At 71.2% G+C, this 25,453-nt stretch carries 25 protein-coding genes; 10 read left to right on the plus strand and 15 right to left on the minus strand.

The features are described from left to right. Positions 1–16: 16 nt before the first annotated feature. On the plus strand, positions 17–565 hold the full coding sequence (locus tag ACIO3R_RS22695; protein WP_363021052.1) for a bacterial proteasome activator family protein: 549 nt from the start codon (positions 17–19) through the stop codon (positions 563–565). 167 nt (positions 566–732) lie between these two features. Here ACIO3R_RS22695 and ACIO3R_RS22700 read toward each other — a convergent pair whose 3' ends face one another. The 7 genes from ACIO3R_RS22700 to pdhA form a co-directional block, all read right to left on the minus strand. Further along, on the minus strand, positions 733–1,722 hold the full coding sequence (locus ACIO3R_RS22700) for an NAD(P)H-quinone oxidoreductase (RefSeq protein WP_402108179.1): 990 nt from the start codon (positions 1,720–1,722) through the stop codon (positions 733–735). Positions 1,723–1,846: 124 nt separating this feature from the next. Next, positions 1,847–2,920 carry a potassium channel family protein gene (locus ACIO3R_RS22705; RefSeq protein ID WP_385345906.1) on the minus strand — a complete coding sequence of 358 codons (1,074 nt, stop codon included), beginning with the start codon at positions 2,918–2,920 and terminating at the stop codon, positions 1,847–1,849. A gap of 20 nt (positions 2,921–2,940) precedes the next feature. After that, positions 2,941–4,644, minus strand: a complete 1,704-nt coding sequence (locus ACIO3R_RS22710; protein WP_402108181.1) for a molybdopterin molybdotransferase MoeA — start codon at positions 4,642–4,644, stop codon at positions 2,941–2,943. After that, complete coding sequence (locus tag ACIO3R_RS22715; protein ID WP_402108184.1) at positions 4,641–5,489, minus strand: NTP transferase domain-containing protein; 849 nt, start codon at positions 5,487–5,489, stop codon at positions 4,641–4,643. Before ACIO3R_RS22715 ends, ACIO3R_RS22710 begins: the two co-directional genes overlap by 4 nt. Positions 5,490–5,678: 189 nt before the next feature. Beyond that, positions 5,679–7,061 (minus strand): dihydrolipoamide acetyltransferase family protein, encoded by a 1,383-nt coding sequence (locus ACIO3R_RS22720; RefSeq protein ID WP_402108186.1) that lies wholly within the window; start codon positions 7,059–7,061, stop codon positions 5,679–5,681. After that, positions 7,061–8,092: an alpha-ketoacid dehydrogenase subunit beta gene (locus tag ACIO3R_RS22725; RefSeq protein WP_385345626.1), complete on the minus strand. Its 1,032-nt coding sequence runs from the start codon at positions 8,090–8,092 to the stop codon at positions 7,061–7,063. The genes ACIO3R_RS22720 and ACIO3R_RS22725 overlap by 1 nt, the downstream gene beginning before the upstream one ends. Next, positions 8,089–9,252 carry a pyruvate dehydrogenase (acetyl-transferring) E1 component subunit alpha gene (gene pdhA / locus ACIO3R_RS22730; RefSeq protein ID WP_385040179.1) on the minus strand — a complete coding sequence of 388 codons (1,164 nt, stop codon included), beginning with the start codon at positions 9,250–9,252 and terminating at the stop codon, positions 8,089–8,091. Before pdhA ends, ACIO3R_RS22725 begins: the two co-directional genes overlap by 4 nt. Positions 9,253–9,536: 284 nt before the next feature. Between pdhA and ACIO3R_RS22735 the strand changes: the two genes are divergently transcribed. Further along, entirely contained in the window at positions 9,537–10,043 is a 507-nt protein-coding gene (locus tag ACIO3R_RS22735; RefSeq protein ID WP_359461595.1) for an Lrp/AsnC family transcriptional regulator, read from the plus strand. 27 nt (positions 10,044–10,070) lie between these two features. Here the strand turns inward: ACIO3R_RS22735 and ACIO3R_RS22740 are convergent, their stop codons facing one another. Continuing rightward, positions 10,071–10,664: a TetR/AcrR family transcriptional regulator gene (locus ACIO3R_RS22740; RefSeq protein ID WP_402108189.1), complete on the minus strand. Its 594-nt coding sequence runs from the start codon at positions 10,662–10,664 to the stop codon at positions 10,071–10,073. 123 nt (positions 10,665–10,787) lie between these two features. Here ACIO3R_RS22740 and paaN point away from each other — a divergent pair, with 123 nt between their 5' ends. After that, positions 10,788–12,488, plus strand: coding sequence for a phenylacetic acid degradation protein PaaN (gene paaN, locus ACIO3R_RS22745; RefSeq protein WP_402108190.1), 1,701 nt, complete (start codon positions 10,788–10,790; stop codon positions 12,486–12,488). A gap of 157 nt (positions 12,489–12,645) precedes the next feature. On the opposite strand, the gene ACIO3R_RS22750 is transcribed toward paaN, so the two are convergent. The 3 genes from ACIO3R_RS22750 to ACIO3R_RS22760 form a co-directional block, all read right to left on the minus strand. After that, on the minus strand, positions 12,646–13,359 hold the full coding sequence (locus ACIO3R_RS22750) for a TrmH family RNA methyltransferase (RefSeq protein ID WP_402108416.1): 714 nt from the start codon (positions 13,357–13,359) through the stop codon (positions 12,646–12,648). A gap of 74 nt (positions 13,360–13,433) precedes the next feature. Continuing rightward, a complete protein-coding gene (locus ACIO3R_RS22755) occupies positions 13,434–14,729 on the minus strand; it encodes an HTTM domain-containing protein (protein WP_402108193.1) in 1,296 nt (431 codons plus the stop codon). Continuing rightward, positions 14,726–15,652: a DUF5819 family protein gene (locus ACIO3R_RS22760; protein ID WP_402108196.1), complete on the minus strand. Its 927-nt coding sequence runs from the start codon at positions 15,650–15,652 to the stop codon at positions 14,726–14,728. The genes ACIO3R_RS22755 and ACIO3R_RS22760 overlap by 4 nt, the downstream gene beginning before the upstream one ends. Before the next feature lie 114 nt (positions 15,653–15,766). On the opposite strand from ACIO3R_RS22760, the gene paaA reads away from it, so the two are divergent. The 6 genes from paaA (at position 15,767) to ACIO3R_RS22790 (ending at position 20,639) form a co-directional block, all read left to right on the plus strand. Beyond that, positions 15,767–16,771, plus strand: coding sequence for a 1,2-phenylacetyl-CoA epoxidase subunit PaaA (gene paaA, locus ACIO3R_RS22765; RefSeq protein WP_402108198.1), 1,005 nt, complete (start codon positions 15,767–15,769; stop codon positions 16,769–16,771). Continuing rightward, positions 16,768–17,058: a 1,2-phenylacetyl-CoA epoxidase subunit PaaB gene (paaB, locus tag ACIO3R_RS22770; RefSeq protein WP_385345613.1), complete on the plus strand. Its 291-nt coding sequence runs from the start codon at positions 16,768–16,770 to the stop codon at positions 17,056–17,058. Before paaA ends, paaB begins: the two co-directional genes overlap by 4 nt. Further along, positions 17,055–17,756, plus strand: a complete 702-nt coding sequence (gene paaC, locus ACIO3R_RS22775; RefSeq protein ID WP_402108201.1) for a 1,2-phenylacetyl-CoA epoxidase subunit PaaC — start codon at positions 17,055–17,057, stop codon at positions 17,754–17,756. Before paaB ends, paaC begins: the two co-directional genes overlap by 4 nt. Further along, complete coding sequence (paaD, locus tag ACIO3R_RS22780; protein ID WP_385036856.1) at positions 17,750–18,256, plus strand: 1,2-phenylacetyl-CoA epoxidase subunit PaaD; 507 nt, start codon at positions 17,750–17,752, stop codon at positions 18,254–18,256. Before paaC ends, paaD begins: the two co-directional genes overlap by 7 nt. Next, entirely contained in the window at positions 18,257–19,315 is a 1,059-nt protein-coding gene (locus tag ACIO3R_RS22785; protein WP_402108204.1) for a 2Fe-2S iron-sulfur cluster-binding protein, read from the plus strand. A 142-nt stretch (positions 19,316–19,457) separates the two neighbouring features. After that, entirely contained in the window at positions 19,458–20,639 is a 1,182-nt protein-coding gene (locus ACIO3R_RS22790) for an acyl-CoA dehydrogenase family protein (RefSeq protein WP_402108207.1), read from the plus strand. Positions 20,640–20,676: 37 nt separating this feature from the next. Here ACIO3R_RS22790 and ACIO3R_RS22795 read toward each other — a convergent pair whose 3' ends face one another. The 4 genes from ACIO3R_RS22795 to ACIO3R_RS22810 all read right to left on the minus strand — a co-directional run bounded on the left by ACIO3R_RS22795 (position 20,677) and on the right by ACIO3R_RS22810 (position 24,215). Then, positions 20,677–21,021 carry a rhodanese-like domain-containing protein gene (locus tag ACIO3R_RS22795; RefSeq protein WP_363021036.1) on the minus strand — a complete coding sequence of 115 codons (345 nt, stop codon included), beginning with the start codon at positions 21,019–21,021 and terminating at the stop codon, positions 20,677–20,679. Positions 21,022–21,120: 99 nt separating this feature from the next. Beyond that, entirely contained in the window at positions 21,121–22,173 is a 1,053-nt protein-coding gene (locus tag ACIO3R_RS22800; RefSeq protein WP_402108210.1) for a J domain-containing protein, read from the minus strand. Positions 22,174–22,231: 58 nt separating this feature from the next. After that, on the minus strand, positions 22,232–23,683 hold the full coding sequence (locus ACIO3R_RS22805; RefSeq protein WP_385036847.1) for a DUF2252 domain-containing protein: 1,452 nt from the start codon (positions 23,681–23,683) through the stop codon (positions 22,232–22,234). Positions 23,684–23,864: 181 nt separating this feature from the next. After that, positions 23,865–24,215, minus strand: coding sequence for a winged helix-turn-helix transcriptional regulator (locus tag ACIO3R_RS22810; RefSeq protein WP_385036845.1), 351 nt, complete (start codon positions 24,213–24,215; stop codon positions 23,865–23,867). Positions 24,216–24,361: 146 nt separating this feature from the next. Here ACIO3R_RS22810 and ACIO3R_RS22815 point away from each other — a divergent pair, with 146 nt between their 5' ends. Next, the gene (locus tag ACIO3R_RS22815) at positions 24,362–24,973 is read left to right on the plus strand and encodes an FMN-dependent NADH-azoreductase (RefSeq protein WP_385036843.1); all 612 of its coding nucleotides are present in this window, start codon (positions 24,362–24,364) and stop codon (positions 24,971–24,973) included. Positions 24,974–25,453: the final 480 nt, after the last annotated feature.

Below are 25,453 nucleotides of genomic sequence, written 5' to 3' on the forward strand. Positions count from 1 at the left end.
CGAGACAATGGACGACATGGAGATGCCGAGGAATGAACGGTCGCAGGAGCACCCCCAAGTCCTCGTGGTGGGACAGGACGGAATGGCGATCGGCGGCGGTGGCACTGACGACGAGTCGCGCGAGGTCCCGGTGACGGAGATGGTCGAACAGCCCGCGAAGGTCATGCGCATCGGCAGCATGATCAAGCAGCTCCTGGAGGAGGTCAGGGCGGCGCCCCTCGACGAGGCGAGCCGCGTACGCCTGAAGGAGATCCACACCAGCTCGGTCAAGGAGCTGGAGGACGGCCTCGCGCCGGAGCTGGTGGAGGAACTGGAGCGGCTCTCCCTGCCGTTCACCGAGGAGTCGGTTCCCTCAGAGGCGGAACTCCGGATCGCGCAGGCCCAGTTGGTGGGCTGGCTGGAGGGCCTCTTCCACGGCATCCAGACGGCGCTGTTCGCCCAGCAGATGGCGGCCCGCGCGCAACTGGAGCAGATGCGCCGTGCCCTGCCTCCCGGCAGTGGCCACGAGGAGGAGGAAGGCGGCGGCGACCCGCACGGGGCGATCCGATCGGGCCCGTACCTGTAACCCCGGTCCCGTACACCCCTCCACCCGTACCCATCTGCCAGAACGCCCGAAGAGCCCGGCACACGATCTTCGTGTGCCGGGCTCTTCGGGCTCTCGGGCCTTCGGGTTCTCGGGCCTTCGGGTTCGGCCTTTTGGGTGCCGGGTTCTTCGGGTTCGGGTCGGGTGGCTCAGGCCGCTGCGGGCGAGCGGAGGAGCACCTTGCCGATGTGGGTGCTGGACTCCATCACCCGGTGCGCCTCGGCCGCGTCCTGCATCGGCAGCGTGCGGTCCACCACCGGCCGCACGACGCCATCGGCGATGAGCGGCCAGACGTGTTCGCGCACGGCCGCGACGATCGCGGCCTTCTCGGCGAGCGGGCGGCCGCGCAGCGAGGTCGCCGTGACGGCGGCCCGCTTGGTCAGCAGGGCGCCCAGGTTGAGTTCGCCCTTGGCGCCGCCCTGGAGACCGATGATCGCGAGCCTGCCGTTGACGGCGAGCGCCTGCACGTTCCGGTCCAGGTACTTCGCACCGATGATGTCGAGGATGACGTCGGCGCCCGCCCCGTCCGTCGCCCTGCCGAGCTCCTCGACGAAGTCCTGCTCCCGGTAGTCGATCAGGATGTCGGCACCGAGTTCCGCGCAGCGGGCCAGCTTCTCGGGTCCGCCCGCGGTCACCGCGACCCGGGCGCCGACCGCCTTGGCGAGCTGGATCGCCATCGTGCCGATGCCGCTGGACCCGCCGTGCACCAACAGGGTCTCTGCGGGGCGCAGATGGGCCACCATGAACACGTTGGACCAGACGGTCGCGGTCACCTCGGGAAGCGCCGCGGCGAGGACGAGGTCCAGCCCGGCCGGTACGGGGAGCAGCTGCCCGGCGGGTACGGCGACCTTCTCCGCGTAACCGCCGCCGGCCAGCAGCGCGCACACCTCGTCGCCGACCGACCAGCCGGTGACACCGGGGCCGATGGCGGAGATCCGGCCCGCGCACTCCAGACCCGGATAGGGGGAGGCGCCGGGCGGCGGGTTGTAGAAGCCCTGCCGCTGGAGCACATCCGCACGGTTGACCGCGCTGGAGACGACGTCGACGAGGACCTCGCCCTCGCCGGGGACGGGATCGGGCACCTCGGCCCACACGAGCGCCTCGGGGCCACCGGGTTCGGGGATCGTGATCGCATGCATGGCCGCGAGGCTACTCCGTACCGTGCCCCGCGGCGCGGTGCCGATGGCTGCGGCGGGGTGCGATCGGGGTGGACCGGGTCAGGGGCGCGGGGCTCTCGGCGGGGTGCGATCCGGGGTGGCCGGGTCAGGGGCGTGGGGCTGTCGGCGGGGTGTGGCTCATGGGCGGCGCGTTCGTGACCCGCACGATGGTGATCAGCCGGTCCGTCAGCTGGAGGGGGCTGGCCACCGGATCGTCGTAACCGAGCAGCCGGTGACCGCGCAGCACGCTGACCACGAGATCGTCGGTCTCGCGGACGTTCTTGCCCACCTCGGCCTTTATCACCGGCCGTTCGACCAGATCGAGCCCGCTGCCCTGCTGGATCAGGTCCTCCATCACCGTGCCCGCACTGGGGCTGAGCACGGAGAGGCCGAGCAGTCGGCCCGCCGCACTGGCACTGGTGATCACGGCGTCGGCACCGGACTGCCGCAGCAGCGGGGCGTTCTCCTCCTCGCGCACCGCGGCGACGATCTTCGCACCGCGGTTGAGCTGGCGCGCGGTCAGCGCGACCAGCACCGCCGTGTCGTCCCGCTGGGTGGCGATGATGATCTGACGTGCCTTCTGCAGCTCGGCCCGCAGCAGCACATCGCTGCGTGTCGCGTCACCGAGCACTCCGGTGAACCCCTCGGCGTTGGCGATCTCTATCACCTTGGACGCCGGGTCGACGATGACGATCTGTTCCTTCTTCAGGCCGGTGGCGCAGAGGGTCTGAATGGCCGAGCGGCCCTTCGTGCCGAAGCCGACGACAACGGTGTGGTCACGCAAGTTGGTTCTCCAACGCTTCAGCCGGAAGTCCTCCCGGGTCCGCTCCGTGAGGACCTCAAGGGTGGTGCCGACCAGGATGATGAGGAAGAGCACGCGCAGCGGTGTCACGAGCACCACATTGATGAGCCGGGCGCCGTCGCTGTACGGGGTGATGTCGCCGTACCCGGTGGTCGAGAGGGTGACCGTCGCGTAGTAGACCGCGTCCAGGAGGTCGACCTTGCCGTCGGCGGCGTCGTGGTAGCCGCCGCGGTCGACCCAGACGATCAGCACCGTGGCAGCCAGCACCATCAGCGCCATCATCAGCCGCTTGGCGACCTGGCGAGCCGGTCCGTCGACGACCCGGCGCGGAAGCATCACCCGGGTGGGTACGCCATGCTCCTCGGCACGCCTGGCCATCGCGTCATGGCCGGGAAGTTTCACGTGAAACACCCTTCAGTCCACGGCGTCGCCGGGGCCCACGGTAGATCGAGGATCTCCACCTCGGTGCCGGACCGTACCCCGCCCGGCTCCACGACGGCCAGCCCGTCCGCGGCGGCGATCCCGCGCAGCATGGCGGGACCGTTGTAATGCAGGGGTACGACGTGATCCGCCCCGCCGCCGGTTCCGGCGCCACTGTGGGCGAACTCACCGGGTTCTTCGGCGCGGTGGACCACGGGGACCAGCCGGGTGTCGTGCGGGTGGCCGTGCACGTCGTCACGGACCGCGACGCGGTAGAGGTCCTGCGGCGTCCGGCCCGCCAGCCCGCTGAGCAGCGGCTCGGCAAGCGTGAGCAGCCCGGACACGGCGGCCAGGGGATTACCGGGCAGCCCCACGAGATACGGCCCTCCGGCGCGGAGCCGGGCCAGCAGCATGGGGTGACCGGGGCGGACGGCGACACCGTCGACGAGCAGCTCGGCCCCCAGATCGGCGAGCACGGGGTGCACATGGTCGACCGGTCCCGCGGCGGTGCCGCCGGTGGTGATGACCAGATCGGCGTCGGAGAGGACGAGCGCCTTCCGGAGGGCTTCCGCGTCGTCACCGAGGCGGCGGGGCGCTGACACCTCGGCTCCCAGCGCGCGCAGCCAGGGGCCGATCATCGGGCCGAGTGCGTCACGGATCAGCCCGTCGTGGGGCAGCCCGGCCGTCAGCAGTTCGTCACCCAGGACGAGGACATCGACGCGCGGCCGGGGACGGGTGAGCAGTTCGTCGTACCCGGCGGCAGCCGCCAGGCCGAGAACGGCGGGCGTCACCAGCGTTCCGGCGGGGAGGAGCTGCTCCCCGGAGCGGCACTCCTGTCCGCGCGGCCTGATGTCCTGCCCGGGACTCACCTGCCGCAGTGCGTACAGCAGCCCTCTGGCCGCGTCGGCCTGGGCGTGTTCGCTCCGGATGACGGCGGTGGCGTCGGCCGGGATACGGGCGCCGGTGGCGATGCGGACGGCGTCGCCGTCGGGGAGCGGCGCGGGGGCGGCGTGGCCGGCGAGGACGCCCCCGCCCTCCCGGACGTACCACGGCCCCGGCCCCGCGACGGCCCAGCCGTCCATGGCGGAGGTGTCGAAGGACGGGAGATCGGTGAGCGCGGCGAGCGGCTCGGCCAGCACGTGTCCGAGCGCGTGGTCGAGGGGGAGGCGTCCGGTGCGGGGCGGAACCTGGCGCCCGGCGCGGGCCGCGACGGCACGGGCCTCGACCCACGGGGTCGCGTGGGTACGCCGCCGGCCGCGCGCACCGGGGCGCTGCTCGTCCTCGGAGGCGGGATCGGAGGCGGGAGCGGGGGATGGAGCGGGGGACTGGTCGGGGTCGGGGGACTGGTCGCGGGACCGGTCGGGGCCACTGGCTGTTTCAGGTCCGGGGCGGGGGCCGGGGCGGGGGCCGGGGCGGGGGCCGGGTTCAGGACGCGCGTTGCTGTACGGCCGTCGGCCGACCAGCGCGAGGGCCTGCGCGACGGCCCGCTCCTCGTCGGCCTCGGCCTCGGCTGCGCGGCGCGCTGCGGCGTCAGCGGACTGGGAGGAGTGAGCGGGCTCGGCGGGCTGGGCGGACTGGGCGGACTGGGCGGAGTGAGCGGGCTCGGCGGGCTCAGCGACGGTCTTTTTTGCGGCAGCCGGGGGCCGCCGGAGCCGCCCGGTACTACCGCTGCGGCCCGTCATGGCGTCTCGGTCTCGTCCGCCCACCGGAGAGCGAGCGCGGCAGCCTTGCGGGCGGCCTCGGCCACTGCCTCGGGCCCGCCCCCGTCGCTGCTCGCCTTCGCCGCCGCGTACCCGACCAGGAAGGTCGTCAGGGGCGCGGCGGGCCTGGCGACGCTGTGGGCGGCGTCACGGGCGAGGTCGAGCAGGACGGCGGTGTCGACGTCGAGTTCGATGGACAGTTCGTTCTTGACTGCGGTGATCCATTCGTCCAGCACGGTCCCATGGTCTCTGATCCGGGCCCTGGCCGAAGCGATGTCCTCCCAGGTGTCGCAGTCGAACGAGGCGAGCGGGTCCGCGGCCACCCGGGAGAGCCGCAGCTCGTGCGTCAGCAACCGCAGGGGCAGTCCGGCGAGTCCACCGTGCTCCGCGGCGAGCAGAGCCAGTTCGCGGCGCAACGGCTCCGCCCGGTAGACGGCCACCAGCGGCTGGTCACGGCCGTCCTGATCGGTGCAGACGGCGCCCTCCTGGTCGGACCGGCCGACGGCTGCCAGCAGGGACCCGACCGTGTCCGCGCCGAGGAACGGCAGATCGGCCGAGAGCACCAGCAGGCGTTCCGCCGCCGTGTGCCGCACGCCGGCACCGAGTGCGGCCAACGGACCGCCGCCCCGGGGCTCTTCACACGCCCAGGTCACCGGGCGCACCGTGGGCCGTCTGCCCCCCACCACCACCGTGGTCCCGGCGTCGGAACAGGCCGCGAGCACCCGGTCCAGCAGCGCCCGGCCACCGATCCGCAGCCCCGGCTTGTCGGCGCCGCCGAGCCGCTTGGCGGCACCTCCGGCGAGAACGATGGCGTCATACGCGGTCATGCCCCGAGTATGCGGGCCGTCCGCCCCGGTGGATCCTCCCCGTCCACGTTCCCGTGGATCAACGCGGAACGGAACAGGGAGAACCGGGAACAGCAGGGGGAGCAAGAGAACCGGCGACCGTGCCTACAGCGTCCGCAGGAGCACCGCCGGCCGTGCCTACAGCCTGCGCAGGAGCACCGCCGGCCATGCCTACAGCGTCCGCAGGAGCACCGCCGGCTGTTCCACGCAGTCGGCCACGTAGCGCAGGAAGCCTCCCGCCGTACCGCCGTCGCAGACCCGGTGGTCGAAGGTCAGCGAGAGCTGGACGACCCGCCGCACGGCCAGCTCGCCCTCGTGCACCCACGGCTTGGGGACGATGCGGCCGACTCCGAGCATCGCCGCCTCGGGGTGGTTGATGATCGGGGTGGAACCGTCGACCCCGAACACCCCGTAGTTGTTGAGCGTGAACGTGCCACCGGTCAGCTCCGCCGGCTTCAGCGTTCCCGTCCTGGCGGCCTCGGTGAGCCGGGTGATCTCGGCCCCGATCGACTCCGTGTTGCGCGCCTTCGCGTCCCGTACGACCGGGACGACGAGCCCCCGCTCGGTCTGGGCCGCGAACCCGAGGTGGACACCGGAGAGCCGCACGATCTCCCGCGCTTCCTGGTCCACCGTGGAGTTGAGTTCGGGATACCGGGCCAGGGCGGCTGTGCAGATACGGGCGAGCAGCGCGAGCACCGACACCTTGGGCCCGGCACCGGGACCACCGGCGCCGTTCATCGCCGCTCTGGCCGCCATCAGCTCGGTCGCATCGGCGTCCACCCAGCAGGTGGCGTCGGGGATCTCGCGCCGGCTGCGCGCCAGCTTGTCGGCGACCGCGCCCCGTACTCCGCGCAACGGAACCCGTTCACCGGCCGGACGTACCGGTGCCCGGTCCGTCACCGCAGCCTGCCGCGGGGCCTCGGCAACGGACCGGATGGCGGACTCCACGTCGGCCCGCAGGATCAGCCCGTCGGGCCCGGAGCCCGAGAGCTGCCGCAGATCGAGGTCGTGCTGCCGCGCGAGCTTGCGCACCAGCGGGGAGACAACGGCGACCGGCCCCCGTACCCCGCCCGGAACGACGGCGGAACCCGCGGCCTCAGCGGACACAGGAGCAACGGACGGAACGGGAGCAGAGGAGGTGACGGGAGCGGCGGCCTCTGCCTGGAGTCCCTCCGGGCGGACCCGCCTCCGGCGCACCGCCGGTGCGCCGGTCCCGTACCCCACCAGCACATTGCCCGACCCGGACGCTTCCGCCCCGGCGGCCCCCGTACCGGACCCGGATTCCGCCGCACTCCCGGCCGGCTCCACGGACCCGACCGCGACCGTCAGCAACGGCGCCCCGACCGGGAGTTCCGCGCCCTCCTCACCGAACCGTGCGGTCACCACGCCCCCGTACGGGCACGGCACCTCCACCATCGCCTTGGCCGTCTCGACCTCGACGACCGGCTGATCGATGGCGACGACGTCGCCGACCTCCACCAGCCAGCGCACGATCTCGGCCTCGGTCAGCCCCTCACCGAGATCAGGAAGCTTGAATTCGAGTACCTGCGGCATCAGTGCTCCGCCTCCCACTGCAGTCGCGCGACGGCGTCGAGCACCCGGTCCACGCCCGGCAGGTGGTGTCGCTCCTGCATCGGCGGCGGGTACGGGATGTCGAAACCGGCGACGCGCAGCACCGGCGCCTCCAGATGGTGGAAGCAGCGCTCGGTGATCCGGGCCGCGATCTCGCCGCCCGGACCGCCGAAGCCGGTGGACTCGTGGACGACGACCGCGCGGCCGGTGCGCCGCACGGACGCGGCCACCGTCTCGTCGTCGAACGGCACCAACGAGCGCAGATCGACGACTTCGAGGTCCCAGCCCTCCTCGACCGCGGCCTCAGCGGCCTCCATGCAGACGGGCAGCGACGGCCCGTACGTGATCAGCGTCGCGCTGCGGCCGGGCCGGCGCACGACGGCCCGGCCTATGGGCTCCACGGCGGCGGGCGCCTGTGGTGACCAGTCCGCCTTCGACCAGTAGAGCCGCTTGGGCTCCAGGAACACCACCGGATCGTCGGAGGCGATCGAGGCCCGCAGCAGCCCATAGGCGTCATCGACCGTGGCGGGCGTGACCACGTGGAGACCGGGGGTCGCCATGTAATACGCCTCGGAGGAGTCGCTGTGGTGCTCGACACCGCCGATTCCGCCGCCGTACGGCACCCGGACCGTGATCGGCAGCGGCATCGCGCCCCCGGTCCGGTTCCGCATCTTGGCGACATGGCTGATGAGCTGCTCGAACGCCGGATAGGCGAAGGCGTCGAACTGCATCTCCACGACGGGCCTCAGTCCGTACATCGCCATGCCGACGGCCGCCCCGAGGATGCCGGCCTCGGCCAGCGGGGTGTCGGTGCAGCGGTCCTCGCCGAACTCCTTCGCCAGGCCGTCGGTGATCCGGAAGACACCGCCGAGCGTCCCGACGTCCTCACCGAGGACGTGCACGGAGGGGTCCTCCGCCATCGCGTCGCGCAGCGCACGCCCGAGGGCCTGCGCCATGGTGGCGGGTTTGGCCCTCGCCGTCCGCTCTCCGGCCGTGGCCGCTGCGGTGGTCATCGCCCTGCTCCCCCGTCGTCCGTGCCGTGCTGCTCGTTCTCCGCGTCCAGCTCGACGCGCAGGCGGGCCGCCTGCTCACGCAGCTGGGTGGTCTGTTCCGCGTACACATGGGTGAAGAGATCCATCGGGTCGAGCACCGGATCCGCGTTCATCCGCTCGCGCAGTCCGGCCGCCATCCGCTCGGCGGCCGTGCGCACCTCCTCGATGCCGTCGTCGTCGAGGAGTCCGCGCCCGGTCAGCTCCCGCTCCATGAGCTGGACCGGATCGTGCGCCCGCCACGCCTCGACCTCGCTGTCGCCGCGGTAGCGGGTCGCGTCATCGGCGTTCGTATGGGCGTCCATGCGGTAGGTGATGGCCTCCACGAGCGTCGGGCCGCCGCCGCTCCTGGCCCGCTCGACCGCCTCGGAGAGCACCTGGTGCACGGCCGCCGCGTCGTTCCCGTCGACCAGCCGGCCCGGCATCCCGTACCCCACGGCCTTGTGCGCCAGGGAGGGTGCCGCGGTCTGCTTGGCCAGCGGGACGGAGATGGCGAAGCCGTTGTTCTGCACGAGGAAGACGACCGGGGCCTTCCAGACGGCCGCGAAATTCAGCGCCTCGTGGAAATCGCCCTCACTGGTGCCGCCGTCACCCACCATGGCGAGCGCGACCACGTCGTCCCCCTTGAGCCGCGCCGCGTGCGCCAGGCCCACGGCATGCGGCAGCTGGGTGGCGAGCGGGGTGCAGAGCGGGGCGATGCGGTGCTCGCGCGGGTCGTAGCCGGTGTGCCGGTCGCCTCGCAGCAGGGTCAGCGCCTCGACCGGGTCCAGCCCCCGCGCCACGGCCGCGAGTGTGTCGCGGTAGCTGGGGAAGAGCCAGTCCCGCTCCTCCAGCACCAGGGCGGCCGCGATCTCGCAGGCCTCCTGCCCCGTACTCGACGGATAGACGGCGAGCCTGCCCTGCTTGGTGAGGGCGGTCGCCTGGGTGTTGTACCGCCGGCCGCGCACCAGCTCGGCGTAGAGCCGCCGCAGCAGCTCGGGGTCCGCGTCGGCCGCGGCGTCCGTACCGAGCACGCGGTACGGCTCGGGGTCCGGGAGCAGCGGCGCCGGGTCGGTGAGCGGCTTCCACGCCGGGGGCGGCGTGGGCCGGTAGGCGGCCGCGCCGGGCAGCTCTTGGACCGTCATGACAAGCACCTCCTGGCATCGAGGGGTATCGAGCGGCAGCTTTCGACATCAGGGGTGCCCGATATCGAAGGGGTATCGAGGGGTTATCGAGGGGTGGTGAAATATGTCCAAATATCAAGCACTACGCGAGACACGCATGTGGTGCGCCTCACCTACCGATTGTTCGGTCGCGAGCGCATTTTGGCTACAGGCACCGTCAGCCTGTGGACAAACGGTTCTCCACAGCCTGGGATGGAGACAGCTCGTCCAGGACAGGGAGGCGCGGGAACATGGCAGCTGAACAAATGGCCGACGGGGGCGAGGACCCCGGCCGGATTCCTCCGGCACGGCCGCTCGACTCCATCGACCGTGCCATCCTCCGGTTGCTCCAGACGGACGGCCGCGCCTCGATACGGTCGGTGGCCGATCGCGTCCACGTCTCCCGCGCCAACGCCTACGCCCGGATCAACCGGCTCATCGACGACGGGGTGATCCGGGGCTTCAGCGCGCGGGTGAACCACGAACGGGCGGGGCAGGGGGCCTCCGCCTACATCACGCTCAAGATCGTCCAGAATTCCTGGCGCACGGTCCGCGAGCAGCTCCAGGCACTGCCGGGAGCCACGCACATCGCGCTGGTCAGCGGCGATTTCGACGTCCTGCTGCTGGTGCACACGCAGGACAACCAGTCACTGCGCGATCTGGTGCTGACCAGGATCCAGTCCATCCCCGAGGTGCTCTCCACCCGCACCCTGCTGGTGTTCGAGGAGACGGACCTGGCCCCGGGCCCGGACCGCCCCACAGAGCTCACCTGAGACGAGAACAACTGCCGCGGAACGGGCTCAGCGGCTGGACTTCATCCCGTCGAAGGCCAGCTGCACGACGGTGTCCGCGAGCTGCTCGCGCTCCGCACCGCCGTCCGGCAACGGCCGGTACCACTCCACCAGCGAGTTGACCATGCCGAAAAGCAGCCGGGTCGCGAGGCGTATGTCCACGTCGGAGCGGAGGTCGCCGTCCGCGACCGCGGCCTTGAGCAGATCGCCCACTCGCTGGTCGAACTCGCGCCGCCGCTCCAGCGCCCAGCGCTCGGTCTTCGTGTTGCCGCGCACCCGCAGCAGCAGCGTGACGTAGGGCAGTTCGGCTATCAGCACCTCGACGGTACGGCGGGTGACGTACTCGACCCGTCCTACCGCGCGGCCTCGCGTCGCACCCGATTCGTCGAGGATGCCGAAGAGGCCGTCCAGCGCCCGGCTGACCGCCCGCCGCAGCAGCTCTTCCTTGCCGGCCACATGGTGATAGATGGACGACTTGGAGATCCCCGCCGCCTTCGAGAGGTGCTCCATGGACGTGCCGTCGTAGCCGCGCTCGTTGAACACACGGACAGCGACGGTGAGCAGAGTCTCCGGGGTGTACGTGTCCCGCTTGGCCGTGGTCATGCCAGCGATCCTCCCCTACGAGTTGTCCACAGGTTTCGTGGGGCCCCTTGTCCCGACCGATCGTTCGGTTACTCTAACTCTGTCCGCCCGTCCCTGCCCAGCTCGATGAGGAGTTGGTCCGTCATGGCCGCCGAGCTCTCCCCGCACCTGCTGACCGAGAAGCACCGCCCCACGCTCGACCGGGCCCTCGACGCGATCCGCTCGCGCGCCTACTGGTCCCCGCACCCCGAGCACCCGAAGGCGTACGGCGAGGGCGGCTCCCCCGGCAGCCTGGGCGCCGCCGAGGGCAAGGCCGCCTTCGACGCCGTGCTGAACACCCGTATCGACCTCGGCCAGCCGGGCACCGACGGATGGACGGGCGGGGAGATCTCCCCGTACGGACCGGAGCTCGGCGTCGAGTACCCCCACGCCGATCCGGACGTCCTGATCCCGGCGATGCGCGCGGGGATGCCGGCCTGGCGCGCGGCGGGACCGGAGACCAGGGCCCTGGTCTGCCTGGAGATCCTGGCCCGGATCAGCGCCCGCACCCACGAGTTCGGCCACGCGGTGATGCACACCAGCGGACAGGCCTTCATGATGGCGTTCCAGGCCGGTGGCCCGCACGCCCAGGACCGCGGCCTGGAAGCGGTGGCGTACGCGTACGAGGAGCAGGTCCGCGCCCCGCACACCGCGGACTGGTCCAAGCCGCAGGGCAAGCGCGACCCGATCGAGCTGCACAAGACGTTCACCGCGGCGGGCCGCGGCATCTCACTGCTGATCGGCTGCAACACCTTCCCCACGTGGAACGGCTATCCGGGCCTGTTCGCCTCTCTCGCCACCGGCAATCCCGTCCTGGTCAAGCCGCACCCCCGTGCGGTGCTTCCGCTGGCCCTCACAGTCCAGCTGGCGCGCGAGGTGCTCGCCGAGGCGGGCTTCGACCCCAATCTGGTCGCCCTGGCCGCGGAGCGGCCGGGCGAGGGCATCGCCAAGTCCCTGGCGGTCCGCCCGGAGATCAGGATCATCGACTACACCGGCTCCACGGCGTTCGGTGACTGGCTGGAGGCCAACGCCCTCCAGGCACAGGTCTACACGGAGAAGGCCGGGGTCAACACGATCGTCCTCGACTCCACCGACGACTACCGCGGCATGCTCTCCAACCTGGCGTTCTCGCTCTCCCTCTACAGCGGCCAGATGTGCACCACCCCGCAGAACCTGCTGATTCCCCGGAACGGCATCACGACGGACATCGGCGAGAAGACATACGACGGCGTGGTCGGTGACATCGCCGCGGCCGTCACCGGGCTCCTGGGTGACGACGCGCGGGCGAACGCCCTCCTCGGCGCCCTGGTCAACCCGGAGGTCAGGGCCCGTCTGGAGGAGGCCGCGAAGCTCGGCGAAGTCGCCCTGCCCTCGCGGGAGGTGGCCAACGCCGACTTCCCGGAGGCGGTGGTCCGTACGCCGCTGATCGTCAAGCTGGACGGCCCCAAGCCGGACGACGACTCCCCCTGCCTGTCGGAGTGCTTCGGCCCGGTCTCGTTCGCGGTCGCGGTCGACTCGACGGCGGACGCCGTGGAGCTGCTGCGCCGCACGATCCGCGACAAGGGCGCGATGACGGTGGGCGCGTACACCACCTCACCCGAGGTGGAGGGCGCGCTGGTGGACGTCTGCCTGGACGAGTCGGCCCAGCTCTCGCTGAATCTGACCAGCGGGGTGTACGTGAACCAGACGGCGGCGTTCTCCGACTTCCATGGCTCGGGCGGCAACCCGGCGGCCAACGCGGCCCTGTGCGACGGGGCCTTCGTCTCCAACCGCTTCCGCACCCTGGAAGTCCGCCGCCAACGCTGACGGGCGCTTCCCGTCAGCCGGTCCGGCACATCTCAGCCCGTCCGGCGTTTGAGGACCGGGGGCCCGGGGGCGGAGCCCCCGGTTACGGGAAGGGGCGGGTAGGGGACAGCCGCAGCAGGCACCCCCACCCGGCCCCGCTCGTCCTCGCCCCGGCCCCTCACCCAGAGACCGGGCCCGCCGCACCCGCACCCGCACCCGCACCCGCACCCGCACCCGGAATATCCGCATACCTCTGCACCCACGCATGCATGGCAATCGCCGCCGCCGCACCCGCGTTGATCGACCGTGTGGACCCGAACTGCGCGATCGAGCACACCATCGACGCGTGCCTACGGGCCTCCTCGGTCAGTCCCGGCCCCTCCTGCCCGAACAGCAGCACACACCGCCGCGGCAGCTCGGTCCGCTCCAGCGGCACGGCGCCCGGCAGGTTGTCGATGCCGATGATCGGGAGCCCCTCGGCCGCCGCCCAGGCGGTCAGATCCGTGGTCTCGGGATGGTGGCGGACATGCTGGTAGCGGTCGGTGACCATCGCCCCGCGGCGGTTCCAGCGCCGCCGCCCCACGATGTGGATCTCCTTGGCGAGGAAGGCGTTCGCCGTGCGCACCACCGAGCCGATATTGAAGTCGTGGCCCCAGTTCTCCACCGCCACGTGGAAGTCGTGCCGCCGCAGGTCCAGATCGGCGACGATCGCCTCCCGGGTCCAGTACCGGTACGCGTCACCCACATTGCGCCGGTCGCCGTGGGCGAGCAGCTCGGGGTCGTAACGCTCCCCCACGGGCCAGGGCAGCGGGTGCGGCCCGACGCCGATCTCCGTCCCGAACCCGTCGTCGTACTGGGCCGGCTCGGCCACCACGGACGGCTCGGCCACCACGTTCGGCTCGGCCGTCGCGGACTCATCGGTCGACGGATTCCTGCTGGTACTGCCGGTGCTCCCGGTCTCGCTGCTCACCCGACGAGCGTATGGCCACCGGAGTCGCTGTGCTGCGGTGCCTCCCGGTCCTCGGCACCGTCCCGGGGCCCCGGGACCTGGCCGCGCGCCCGGAACAGCAGATCCCGCCCGAGCGCCGCCCGGCCCCCCAGCCACACCAGGAAGACGGTAGGCAGGAAGACCGCGTCCGCGGCGATCATGGCCATCGAGAAGAACGGCAGCCCCAGCAGCAGGGCGATACCGGCGTGCTCGCCGATCATCACGACGAGCAGGACGTTCTTGACCCGCCGGTTGAACAGCGTGAACGGGAACGCGACCTGCACGATGACCGTGGCGTACGTCAGCACCATCACCATCACCCCGCTCGATGCGAGGATGTCCGAGAGGCCGGGCCACGGCGTGAAGTAGTCGAGCTTGAGCGGGTAGTAGAGCGCTGTGCCGTCCTGCCACCTCGTACCCTGGATCTTGTACCAGCCCGCGGTGGAGTAGATCAGGCAGACCTCGGCCATGATCACGACGAGGGTGGCGTTGTGGGCGAGATTGGCGATGACGTCGAGCAGGGTGCGCGGCTCGCTGTGCGGCGCGTACCGGTTCAGTGCCCACCATGCGCCTTGGCCGGTCCACAGAATCCAGAACAGCGCCGGCAGCCAGACGGTTCCGCCCAGGCTGTCCGTCACCGTGGCACCGATCAGAACGGCACCGAACGCCACCCACAGCAGCGGACCGGCCACGTCTCCGCGCACCGGGCGCCGACCGCCGGCCTTCCCGTCCGGCTCCACGCCCCTGTCCGCACCATCCGCACCATCGGCTCCGGCCGCCCGCGCTCTGCGTGCAGCGCGGCGGGCGTCCAGGGACCAGACCTGACCGCACCGGGTCAGCACCAGGTAGATCGCCATCAGATGGAGGACGTTGTCGCCGCCGTCACCCATGAAGATGCTGCGGTTCTGCAGCGAGAGCACGCCGGCCATGAACAGCACGGACATGGCTCGGGTGTGCCAGCCCACCAGCAGCAGCGCGGCGGCGATCAGCGCCAGCGCGTACACGATCTCGAACCAGACGGTGCTGTCCGACCACATGAGCGTGGTGAAGGCCTGGTTGTTGGATATCAGCTTCTCCGCCATGTCCCAGCGCCACGGGGCGTCGGGGCCGTACATCTCGTGCCGGTGCGGCAGTTCCCGCAGCAGGAACAGCAGGTACGTGGCGGAGAAGCCGATCCGGATGACGGCGCTCTGGTACGGGCCGAGGGAGGAGGCGGTGATGCGCTGGATACCGCGGGCGAGCCCGCTGTCGCGGCCGGGGCGGGGCGTGCTCACTGGTCCGTCTCCTTCTGGTCCGCCGAGCCCTCGGGGAGGTCGGCTGCGGTGACGGTCCACCAGGGCAGGACTCGGTAGGACGGCTTCGTACTGATCTTCTCGTCGCTCCACGGGGGCGCCGGGACGGACCGCACCTCGGAGCGGACCTGGATCCGCTCGACGGTGCCGCCGTAGTCGTGTTCGCCGAGGCGCAGCATGACGATGCGGCGGACGTACTGCTCGGAGAGGTTGCCGCGCAGCCCGTTGGGCCGGTTCTGGTTGTCATGGGACCCGAGGTAGAAGTCCCAGCCCCGGCGGAGTTCGTTCTGCTGGACGTGGCTGGGCAGCGGATTGGCGCGTATCGCCTTGCCGTCCTCGCCGGAGAGATTCATCCAGGGGGTGGTACGACGGCCGTCGGCGCCGGCTATCTCAGCACGTACGTGCACGGCGATGTTCTGTTGCAGCGGATTGGGAGCGAAGAGCTTCCAGTTCTGCTCGAACTCGGGATAGACCCATTCGTCGATCGCCTTGCCGTGCTGCTTGGTCACCGTGTTGGAGGGGGCGACGTGCAGAAACACCATCGCCAGCTGAGTGCAGGTGATCAGCCCGATCACCGCCAGCGCCACAGCGGCGGCGACCTGGTACGGAAACGACAGCCCCGCCATTCCGGTACGCGGCCCAGGCCCAGGCCCGGAGCGCGGCTCCGGCTCCGTAGGCGGATCAGGCTCCGTACGCGGCTTCGGCTCGTAGCGCGGACCGGACTCGGGACCGGGTTCGTGGCCTGGCTCGGGACCCGGCTCGGGACCCGGCTCGGGACCCGGCTCGGGCGGAGGCTGCGGACGGGGTTCGGTGCGCGGATCAGGAACCGTTGGAAGCGTCCCCGAATCGGGACCGGCAACGCGCCCGTCCCCGCCGCCGACGCCCCTGTCGTCGTACGAATCCATCCCGCCCCGATCCCCGTCGATCCCGGTCAGTTATCCACAGGGTTGACACCCTACGGGCCGCAGACTCACCATTGAAGTCATTGAACCGAACGATCGGTCGGTAGGGAGTCCGGGATGGCGGCAGTGACTGCGGGCCAGACAGCGCAGGCGACAGCGGGCAGTACTGAGGGGGCGGACGGGGCCCTGGCGGCGGCCTTCGACGCCGCGGTGGCGGCCGACGAGCGCATCGAGCCGCGTGACTGGATGCCCGATGCCTACCGCGCCTCGCTGGTCAGGCAAATGGCCCAGCACGCCCACTCCGAAATCATCGGCATGCAGCCCGAGGCCAACTGGATCACGCGGGCGCCCTCGCTGCGCCGCAAAGCCATCCTGATAGCCAAGGTGCAGGACGAGGCGGGACACGGCCTCTATCTGTACAGCGCGGCCGAGACCCTCGGCACCGGCCGCGAGGAGCTGCTCGACAAGCTCCACGCGGGCCGTCAGCGGTATTCGTCGATCTTCAATTACCCCACCCTGACCTGGGCGGACGTGGGCGCGATCGGCTGGCTCGTGGACGGCGCCGCGATCACCAACCAGGTGCCTCTGTGCCGCTGCTCCTACGGCCCCTACGCCCGCGCGATGGTCCGTGTCTGCAAGGAGGAGTCCTTCCACCAGCGCCAGGGCTACGAACTGCTGCTGGCCCTCAGCGGCGGCACGGCCGCACAGCACGAGATGGCCCAGGACGCGGTGAACCGCTGGTGGTGGCCGTCCCTGATGATGTTCGGCCCGCCGGACGACGCCTCGTCTCACTCCGCCCAGTCGATGACCTGGAAGATCAAGCGGCATTCCAACGACGAGCTGCGGCAGCGCTTCGTCGACATCTGCGTCCCGCAGGCAGAGGTCCTGGGACTCACCCTCCCCGACCCGGACCTCCGGTGGAACGAGGAGCGCGGTCAGCACGATTTCGGGGCGATCGACTGGACGGAGTTCCAGGAGGTCCTGAAGGGCAACGGCCCGTGCAACGAGGAGCGCCTCACCCAGCGCCGCCGAGCACACGAGGAAGGCGCCTGGGTCCGCGACGCCGCCGCCGCGTACGCACAGAAGCAGACAGTGGTACCGAACGTGGAGGCGACAGCATGAGCAGCTCGACCGACTGGCCGCTGTGGGAGGTATTCGTCCGCTCGCGGCGCGGTCTCTCCCACACCCACGCAGGCAGCCTGCACGCCCCGGACGCCGAGATGGCCCTGCGCAACGCACGTGATCTGTACACGCGCCGGTCCGAGGGGGTCTCCATCTGGGTGGTGCCGTCCACCCGGATCACGGCGTCCTCGCCGGACGAGAAGGACACGTTCTTCGAGCCGGCCGGCGACAAGCCCTACCGGCACCCGACGTTCTACAAGATCCCGGAAGGGGTGAAGCACCTGTGACCGCGGCTCTCGCCCTGGGCGACGACGCGCTGGTGCTGTCGCACCGGCTGGGGGAGTGGGCGGGCCACGCCCCCGTGCTGGAGGAGGAAGTGGCCCTCGCCAACATCGCCCTGGACCTGCTGGGCCAGGCCCGCCTGCTGCTCTCCCTCGCCGGGGACGAGGACGAGCTCGCGTACCTGCGCGAGGAGCGTTCCTTCCGTAACCTCCAGCTGGTCGAGCAGCCGAACGGCGACTTCGCCCACACCATCGCCCGCCAGCTCTACTTCTCCGTCCACCAGCACGGACTGTACGAGCAGCTGGCGGCCGGTGACGGCGAGTTCGCCGGGATCGCGGCCAAGGCCGTCAAGGAAGTCGCCTACCACCGGGACCACGCCGAGCAGTGGACGCTGCGCCTCGGCGACGGCACGGCGGAGAGCCACCACCGGATGCAGCGCGCGGTGGACGCGCTGTGGCGTTTCACCGGTGAGCTGTTCCAGCCCGTCGAAGGCGTGGAGGTGGACTGGGAGGCCCTGCGGAACGACTGGCTGGCATCGGTCACCGCCGTGCTGGAACGGGCCACGCTGACCGTACCGGCCGGGCCGCAGTCCGGAGCCTGGACGGCCGGAGCGGGCCGGCAGGGCATCCACACGGAGCCCTTCGGCCGGATGATCGCCGAGATGCAGCATCTGCACCGCAGCCACCCGGGGGCGTCATGGTGACCTGGACGGCACTGGAGGAGGAGCTGCGCCACCTCGCGGGCTCCGTCCCCGACCCCGAGCTGCCCGTGCTGACACTGGAGGAGCTGGGAGTGCTCCGGGGGGTCGAGGTACTCGCACCGGGCCGCGTCACGGTCCGGCTCACCCCCACCTACACCGGTTGCCCCGCGATAGAGGCCATGTCCATGGACATCGAGCGGGTGCTGCTCGACCACGGCATGACCGAGGTCTCCGTGGTCACCGTCCTCGCTCCCGCCTGGTCCACGGACGACATCAGCGCGGAAGGGCGGCGCAAGCTCACCGAGTTCGGCATAGCGCCCCCTCGGCCGCATGACGCCGCCTCCCCCGCCTCCGGACCCGTGCCGCTCACCCTGTCGGTGCGCTGCCCGCACTGCGGCTCCACCGACACGGAGCTACTGAGCCGGTTCTCGTCCACTGCCTGCAAGGCGCTGCACAGGTGTGTGACATGCCGCGAACCGTTTGATCACTTCAAGGAGTTGTAGATGTTCCATCCGCTCCGGGTCAGCGCGATCGAACGGCTCACGGACGATTCGGTCGCTGTCGACTTCACCGTGCCGCCGGAACTGCGCGAGACCTTCCGCCACAAGCCCGGCCAGCACCTCAATGTCCGCTACACCGTCGACGGCGAGGAGGTCCGCCGCTCGTACTCGATCTGCGCACCGGCCACCGAGCGGCCGGCCGACCCGGAACTGCGGGTGGGTATCCGGCTCGTCGACGGCGGCGCGTTCTCCACGTACGCGCTCAAGGAACTCGCCGTCGGCGATCAGGTCGAGGCGATGCCGCCGATGGGCCGCTTCGTGCTCACGCCGCGCGCCGGGCAGTTCGCGGCGGTCGTCGGCGGCAGCGGGATCACGCCGGTGCTGTCCATCGCGGCGACGCTGCTGGCGCGGGAGCCCAAGGCCTCGTTCTGTCTGATCCGCAGCGACCGGACCGCCGCGTCGACGATGTTCCTGGACGAGGTCGCCGACCTCAAGGACCGCTATCCGGACCGGTTCCAGCTGGTCACCGCGCTCTCCCGGGAGGAGCAGCAGGCCGGCCTCCCCTCGGGCAGGCTGGACCGCGAGCGGCTCATCGATCTACTGCCCGCGCTGCTGCCGGTGACCGAGGTGGACGGCTGGTATCTGTGCGGCCCGCTCGGCCTGGTCCGGGCCTCCGAGAGCGCGCTGCACGGTCTGGGCGTCGAGCGGACCCGCATCCACCAGGAGATCTTCCACGTCGACGACGGACCAGGAACGTCCGCCCTGCCACGGATCGAAACCCCGGCCGGCAGCATGCTCACGGCGACCCTGGACGGCCGCTCCGGCAAGTGGCCGGTGCAGGAAGGCGAATCGCTGCTGGAGACGGTGCTCCGCAGCCGCTCGGACGCGCCGTACGCCTGCAAGGGGGGCGTGTGCGGGACCTGCCGGGCCTTCCTGGTCTCCGGTGAGGTGCGGATGGACCGCAACTTCGCGCTCGAACCGGAAGAGACGGGGGCGGGCTATGTGCTGGCCTGCCAGTCCCATCCGGTGACCGGGGAGGTGGAGCTCGACTTCGACCGGTGACCGCTCAGCACCGTGCACCACCCGGCAGACACGGCACCACACGGCACGGCACCGCACCTGTTCCCTTCTTGTAGAACCTGTTCTATCTTGACGCTCCGTCAGGTCCGGGTACGGGCGCAGCGGTTCGTGGGAGGCCAGGACAGTGGACTTCACCTTCACCGAGGAACAGCAGGCAGCCGTAGAGGCGGCACGAGCGGTCTTCTCGGGCGTCGCGCCCGACGCGGTCCCCAGCCCCGCACTCGTACCGGGTGCGGTGGCCGAGGACATCGACAGACCACTGTGGGCCGGTCTCGCCGCAGGGGACCTGCTGAGCCTGACGCTGTCACCCGAACACGGCGGGGCAGGTCTCGACCTGATCGCGCTCTACCTGGTGCTGCGCGAGTCCGCGAAGGTCCTTGCGCGGGTCCCTCTGCTGGAGACGTGCGCGGTGGCGATGACGCTCCAGCGCTACGGGGACCAGGGGCTGGCCGCCGAGCTGCTGCCCGGCGTCGGCCGCGGCGAGCTGGTCCTCACCGTCGGAGCCAATGGGCGCACCGGCCACGATCCGGCCGAACTCGCCGTCACGGCCCGCCTCGACGGCGACCGCGGCAGCGCCGGTGGGGGCGATGACGGCGACGGCGGCTCCGAAGCCGTCTGGATACTCGACGGTGTGCAGTCGGCCGTGCCGTGGGCGCAGACCGCGAACTGGATCGCGGTGCCCGCCCACACCGGCGAGGGCCGGGCCGTCCTGGCCCTGATCCGACCCGGCCAGGACGGTGTCACCATCGCCGAACAGGTCTCCACCAGCGGCGAACTCTTCGGCGAGGTACGGCTGGACGCGGTACGGATCACGCGCCGCGAGCTGATCGACGCCGCCGGCGCCTGGGAATGGCTGCACGCGCTGCTCACCACCGGAACCTGCGCACTCGCGCTGGGCCTGGGTGAGGCCGTACTGGCCATGACGAGCCAGTACACCGGAAAGCGTGAGCAGTTCGGCTTCCCCGTGGCGACCTTCCAGTCCGTCGCGGTACAGACCGCGGACCGCTACATCGATCTGCGGGCCATGGAGGTGACCCTCTGGCAGGCCGCCTGGCGGATCGCCACCGGCGGGAGCGGGGCGCTGCCCCCTGCGGGCGATGTCGCCGTGGCGAAGATCTGGGCATCCGACGGGGTCCGCCGGGTCGTACAGACGGCACAGCACCTGCACGGGGGCTTCGGCGCGGACACCGACTACCCCCTGCACCGCTTCCACGCCTGGGCGAAGCAGATCGAGCTCTCCCTCGGCCCGGCCGCGGCCCACGAAGAGGCACTGGGCGACCTCCTGGCCGCCCACTCCCTCGACTGAACACCGCCGGGCCCCGAAGAGGCCGGAGAAGCCCCGGTCAGACGACGAAGGCCGGGTTCCCGCTGTCGGTGACCATCGGGCGCCCGGCACCGTCCCAGGCGAGCATCCCGCCCTCGATGTTCACGGCGTCGATGCCCTGCTGCACCAGGTACTGGGTGACCTGGGCGGACCGGCCGCCGACCCGGCACATCACATGCACGCGCCGGCCGTCCTCCGCCGCCTCGGTCAGCTCACCGAAGCGGCCCACGAAGTCACTCATCGGGATGTGCAGGGCGCCGTCGACGTGCCCGGCCGCCCACTCGTCGTCCTCCCGGACGTCCAGCACGAAGCCGTCCGCCGGCACCGCCGCGGCATCGACCGTGGGAAGCGGGCCGAAATTCATGGGTCATGCCTTCTCTCGTGAGTGCGTGCGTGAGTGAGTGCGTAGTGCGTGAGTGCGTAGTGCGTGAGTGCGTGAGTGCGCTCCGAAGTCACGGAAACGCTACTGCACCAGACCCGCCAGTTCAGTCTCTCGCTGCGACACCTCGCCCAGCAGCTGATCGGCGATCTCTTCGAGCAGATGATCCGGATCGTCCGGGGCCATCCGCAGCATGGCGCCGATCGCGCTCTGTTCCAGCTCCTGGGCGAGCACCGTCAGCAGTTCCTTGCGCTGGGTCAGCCAGTTCAGCCGGGCGTAGAGCTCGTCGGCCTCGCCGAGCTCCGCCTCCGGGGCAGCCGGCCCGGCCGCCCACTCCTGGGCCAGTTCCTTGAGCAGCGCCTCGTCCCCACGCCCGTATGCGGCGTTGACGCGGGTGATGAACTCGTCCCGGCGGGCCCGCTCCTCCTCGTCCTGGGCCAGATCCGGGTGGGCCTTGCGCGCCAGCTCGCGGTACAGCTTGCGGGCCTCCTCGGTCGGCCGGACCCGCTTCGGCGGCCGGACGGGCTGCTCGGTCAGCATCGCGCTCGCCTCGGGGGACAGCCCGTCGGAGTCCATCCAGTCGTGGAACAGCTCGTCGACGCCCGGCATGGGCATCACGATGGCCCGCGCCTCCTGCGCCTTGCGCAGATCCTCGGGATCGCCGGTCCGCGCGGCCCGTGCCTCCGCGATCTGCGCATCGAGCTCATCGAGACGCGCGTACATCGGGCCCAGCCGCTGGTGGTGCAGCCGGGAGAAGTTCTCCACCTCGACCCGGAAGGTCTCCACCGCGATCTCGAACTCGATCAGGGCCTGCTCGGCCACCCGCACGGCGTGCGCGAGCCGTGCCTCGGGCCGTGCCCGCTCGGCGGACCCGCCGCCTTCCCCGCCGGTGGTTCCGCCGTCAGCGGTTCCGCCGTCAGCTCCGCCCGCCGCTGCGGTACCGGCCTCGGCGGTACCGGGCGCCGCAGTGCCGGCCTCGGCGGTACCGGTGTCTGCCGCACCGGCGGCCGGGGCTCCTCCAGGGGCGGTCTCCGCGTGCGGGTCGGCCGGGCGGACTGGCTGCTCGTGTTGCCGGTCGTGGTCCTGCCGGTCATCGTCGTTCCGGGTGGTCGGCACCCCGGCGGCTTCGTGGGTCACCCGTCCAGCGTATGGCCACGGCCCATGCCCCCGGGACGCGCGGTCGGTGGAACGGGCGTCATACGCCCGCCTCGGCGGCTGTCCGGCCCGCGCCGATCGCCCGCACCAGCTCGGCGTGGTCCGCCTCCGTACGGTCCGCGTAGGTCACCGCGAACGCCGCCACCGCCTCGTCCAGCTCGTCGTTCTTGCCGCAGTAGCCCGCGATCAGCCTTGGATCGGCGCTGTGCGCGTGGGCTCGGGCCAGCAGCGCGCCGGTCATCCGGCCGTAGTCGTCGACCTGGTCGGCTGCCAGGGCCGCCGGATCGACGCTGCCCTTGCGGTTCCTGAACTGTCTGACCTGGAAGGGCCGCCCGTCCACGGTCGCCCAGCCCAGCAGGATGTCGCTGACGACCTGCATCCGCTTCTGCCCGAGCACGACCCGACGCCCCTCGTGCGCCACCTCCGGCACGTCGAAGCCCACGGCGGGCAGATGGGGGGCCAGCACCGAGGGCCTGGCCTCCTTCACCTGCAGCACCAGCGGCTCACCCCGGTGATCCAGCAGCAGCACCACATACGACCGGGTGCCGACGCTCCCCGTGCCGACCACCCGGAACGCCACATCGTGAATCGCGTACCGGGCGAGCAGCGGAACCCGGTCCTGCGAAACGGTGCCGAGGTAGTCGCCGAGCCCCGCCGCCACGGACGCGGCCTCCCCGTCCGGCACCCGGCGCAGCACCGGCGGTGCGTCGACGAATCGGCGGCCGCCGTCCCCGGAATCCTCCGTGGACTTCGCGGCGAAGCGGGCGCTGGTGTTGTTGCGGGCCTTCTCGGAGACCCGCTCCAGCGTGCCGAGCAGATCCCGCGCGTCCGTGTGCGAGACGAGTTCCTCGTCGGCGATGGCGTTCCAGGCGTCGAGCGCGGGCATCCTGGCCAGCAGCCGCATCGTCCGCCGGTAGGCGCCCACCGTGTCGTACGCACCCCTGCGGCAGGTCTCCTCGTCCGCGCCCGCCTCGCGGCCCGCGAGCACCAGCGAGGTGGCGAGGCGCTTGAGGTCCCACTCCCACGGACCGGTCACCGTCTCGTCGAAGTCGTTCAGGTCGATGACCAGGTTGCCCCGCGCGTCGCCGTACAGACCGAAGTTGGCCGCATGGGCGTCACCGCAGAGCTGGGCACCCACCCCGGTGACGGGGGTGCCCACCAGATCGTGGGCCATCAGCCCGGCCGAACCCCGGAGGAAGGCGAACGGTGTGGCAGCCATCCGCCCCACCCGGATCGGCGTGAGCGCGGGCACCCGGCCCCGGTTGGACTCCTCGACCGCCCGCACCGCGTCGGGCCGGTCCGCCGGCAGGACCAGCGACTCGTGCGCGGACCTGGGCACCCGCTCACGCAGCGCCTTGCCCGCTTCCCTCGGCGATGGCGGACCGCCCCGGCCCTTCGGGTGAGCGCGGCGGGCGAACCCGGGCACCGCCGGAATGCGCGGACCATCCTTCACCGCACGCTGCACCGGCACGGTCGCTTCGATCTCACCCATGGCGCACAGCTCCCCGACCTCGCCCGATGCCGCCGTCCGGCGCCCCCGGTACAACATCAACTGCCGACAACGGTAGCGCCGTTCACCACCACCCGTCTGCCCCTGTGGATGACCGGACGGACCACCTGTGGACAACTTCCCGGCCCCGGCCCACCGGTCCCCGCCCGCCGCGGCCCGCCGGCTAACAGCTGCCGCCGCCGCCCTCTTTGAGATGCGTCTCGGCCCAGCGCCCCAGTTCCTTGAGCGCGGGCTCCATCGCGGCACCGGCCTGCGTCAGGCGGTACGAGACCCGCAGCGGCGGACCCTCGTCGACCTCACGGACCACCAGGCCCGCCGTCCCCAGTTCGGACAACCGGTCCGAGAGCATGCGCTCACTGATGCCCGGAATCGCCCGCCGCAGATCGGCGAAGTGAACGGGCTGCTGGAGCAGCACCGAGACGATCGGCCCCGTCCAGCGCTTGCCGAACAGCTCGAAGACGCGGCTGATGCTCACGTCGACCCGCCGGCACGCCTGCTCGCTGTGATCCGCCATACGCCCAGAGTACTGCGCCCTCATGAGGGACTTACGATTAGTAAGTCACTATGTTATTAATAGGGACGTACGAAAGCTTGGCCCGCCTCACCGGCCCGCCACCGCGCCGAAACCCCACCGCGCCACCGACACCCGTGGAGACCCTCATGGCCACACTTCTGCACCTCGACTCCGCCGTCTTCCCCCAGGGCTCCGCGTCGCGCGAGGTCACCGCCGCCTTCGTGCAGGCCTGGAGCGAGCAGCACCCCGACGGGCGGGTCATCTACCGCGATCTCGCCGCCGACCCGCTGCCGCACCTGGACGCCGCGGCGGCCGCCGCCGGCATCGAGCACCCGCTGCGTGGCGAACTCGCCGCCGAGCTGGCCGCTGCCGACGCGGTCCTGATCGGTGCGCCGATGTACAACTTCACGATTCCGTCGACCCTGAAGGCGTGGCTCGACCACGTGATCATCGTCGGCCACAACGCCGGCCCCGACAGTCCGGTTGCCGGCACCCCCATCACCGTCGTCGCCAGTCGCGGCGGTTCCTACGCCGCCGGCACCCCGCGCGCGGGGGCCGAGTTCGTCCAGAACTATCTGGCGACGCTGCTGACGGCCATGTTCGCCGCCGAGGTCGACTTCATCGTCCCGGAGCTGACCCTGGCCCACAGCAACCCGCAGATGGCCGAGCTCATCCCGCTCGCCGAGACCTCTCGCACCAAGGCACTCGCCGACGCCGTGGAGAAGGCCAAGAGCCTTGCGTCCCGACTCGCCGCCTGAGGCGACCGAGACGCACAAGACACCTCAGCACCTCAGACGCCTCAGACCTCAGCGCCTCAGACGCCTCGGACACCTGAGGCAACCGGCACACCCGACACACACCCGACATACGGGAAACCGCAAGGCAAAAGTTCATGCGACAAGGAAGGCCGGGGTCAACGGACCCCGGCCTTCCCGCATAACGATCCCACCACTCCCGAACCCGAGGCGACAACCAGCGGCGACACGACCACCACCGCCACGGAAGTCCCGTCGGCACCTCAACCGACGCCCCCTCAAGCGCCCCGCCGGAGGGCCTCGCCACGAACCCCACCAGGGAGCACCAATCGGGCGTTTCACGTGAAACCAAGTCCGGCCTCAATCCCCACCAAACCCGGTCTCGATCCCCGCCAAACCCGGTCTCGATCCCGACCGGACCCGACCTCGACGCCCAACCCACCCCGAGCCGGAGCGCGTACCCGGAGCACAAACCCCGAGAGC

The sequence above is a fragment of the Streptomyces sp. NPDC087428 genome, assembly GCF_044744085.1.
Lineage (GTDB): Bacteria > Actinomycetota > Actinomycetes > Streptomycetales > Streptomycetaceae > Streptomyces.

Coding starts and splice junctions, on each gene's coding strand:
- ACIO3R_RS22695 (WP_363021052.1), top strand. CDS start 17: ATGGAGATGCCGAGGAATGAACGGTCGCAGGAGCACCCCCAAGTCCTC.
- ACIO3R_RS22700 (WP_402108179.1), bottom strand. CDS start 1,722: ATGCATGCGATCACGATCCCCGAACCCGGTGGCCCCGAGGCGCTCGTG.
- ACIO3R_RS22705 (WP_385345906.1), bottom strand. CDS start 2,920: ATGGCCAGGCGTGCCGAGGAGCATGGCGTACCCACCCGGGTGATGCTT.
- ACIO3R_RS22710 (WP_402108181.1), bottom strand. CDS start 4,644: ATGACGGGCCGCAGCGGTAGTACCGGGCGGCTCCGGCGGCCCCCGGCT.
- ACIO3R_RS22715 (WP_402108184.1), bottom strand. CDS start 5,489: ATGACCGCGTATGACGCCATCGTTCTCGCCGGAGGTGCCGCCAAGCGG.
- ACIO3R_RS22720 (WP_402108186.1), bottom strand. CDS start 7,061: ATGCCGCAGGTACTCGAATTCAAGCTTCCTGATCTCGGTGAGGGGCTG.
- ACIO3R_RS22725 (WP_385345626.1), bottom strand. CDS start 8,092: ATGACCACCGCAGCGGCCACGGCCGGAGAGCGGACGGCGAGGGCCAAA.
- pdhA (WP_385040179.1), bottom strand. CDS start 9,252: ATGACGGTCCAAGAGCTGCCCGGCGCGGCCGCCTACCGGCCCACGCCG.
- ACIO3R_RS22735 (WP_359461595.1), top strand. CDS start 9,537: ATGGCCGACGGGGGCGAGGACCCCGGCCGGATTCCTCCGGCACGGCCG.
- ACIO3R_RS22740 (WP_402108189.1), bottom strand. CDS start 10,664: ATGACCACGGCCAAGCGGGACACGTACACCCCGGAGACTCTGCTCACC.
- paaN (WP_402108190.1), top strand. CDS start 10,788: ATGGCCGCCGAGCTCTCCCCGCACCTGCTGACCGAGAAGCACCGCCCC.
- ACIO3R_RS22760 (WP_402108196.1), bottom strand. CDS start 15,652: ATGGATTCGTACGACGACAGGGGCGTCGGCGGCGGGGACGGGCGCGTT.
- paaA (WP_402108198.1), top strand. CDS start 15,767: ATGGCGGCAGTGACTGCGGGCCAGACAGCGCAGGCGACAGCGGGCAGT.
- paaB (WP_385345613.1), top strand. CDS start 16,768: ATGAGCAGCTCGACCGACTGGCCGCTGTGGGAGGTATTCGTCCGCTCG.
- paaD (WP_385036856.1), top strand. CDS start 17,750: ATGGTGACCTGGACGGCACTGGAGGAGGAGCTGCGCCACCTCGCGGGC.
- ACIO3R_RS22785 (WP_402108204.1), top strand. CDS start 18,257: ATGTTCCATCCGCTCCGGGTCAGCGCGATCGAACGGCTCACGGACGAT.
- ACIO3R_RS22795 (WP_363021036.1), bottom strand. CDS start 21,021: ATGAATTTCGGCCCGCTTCCCACGGTCGATGCCGCGGCGGTGCCGGCG.
- ACIO3R_RS22805 (WP_385036847.1), bottom strand. CDS start 23,683: ATGGGTGAGATCGAAGCGACCGTGCCGGTGCAGCGTGCGGTGAAGGAT.
- ACIO3R_RS22810 (WP_385036845.1), bottom strand. CDS start 24,215: ATGGCGGATCACAGCGAGCAGGCGTGCCGGCGGGTCGACGTGAGCATC.
- ACIO3R_RS22815 (WP_385036843.1), top strand. CDS start 24,362: ATGGCCACACTTCTGCACCTCGACTCCGCCGTCTTCCCCCAGGGCTCC.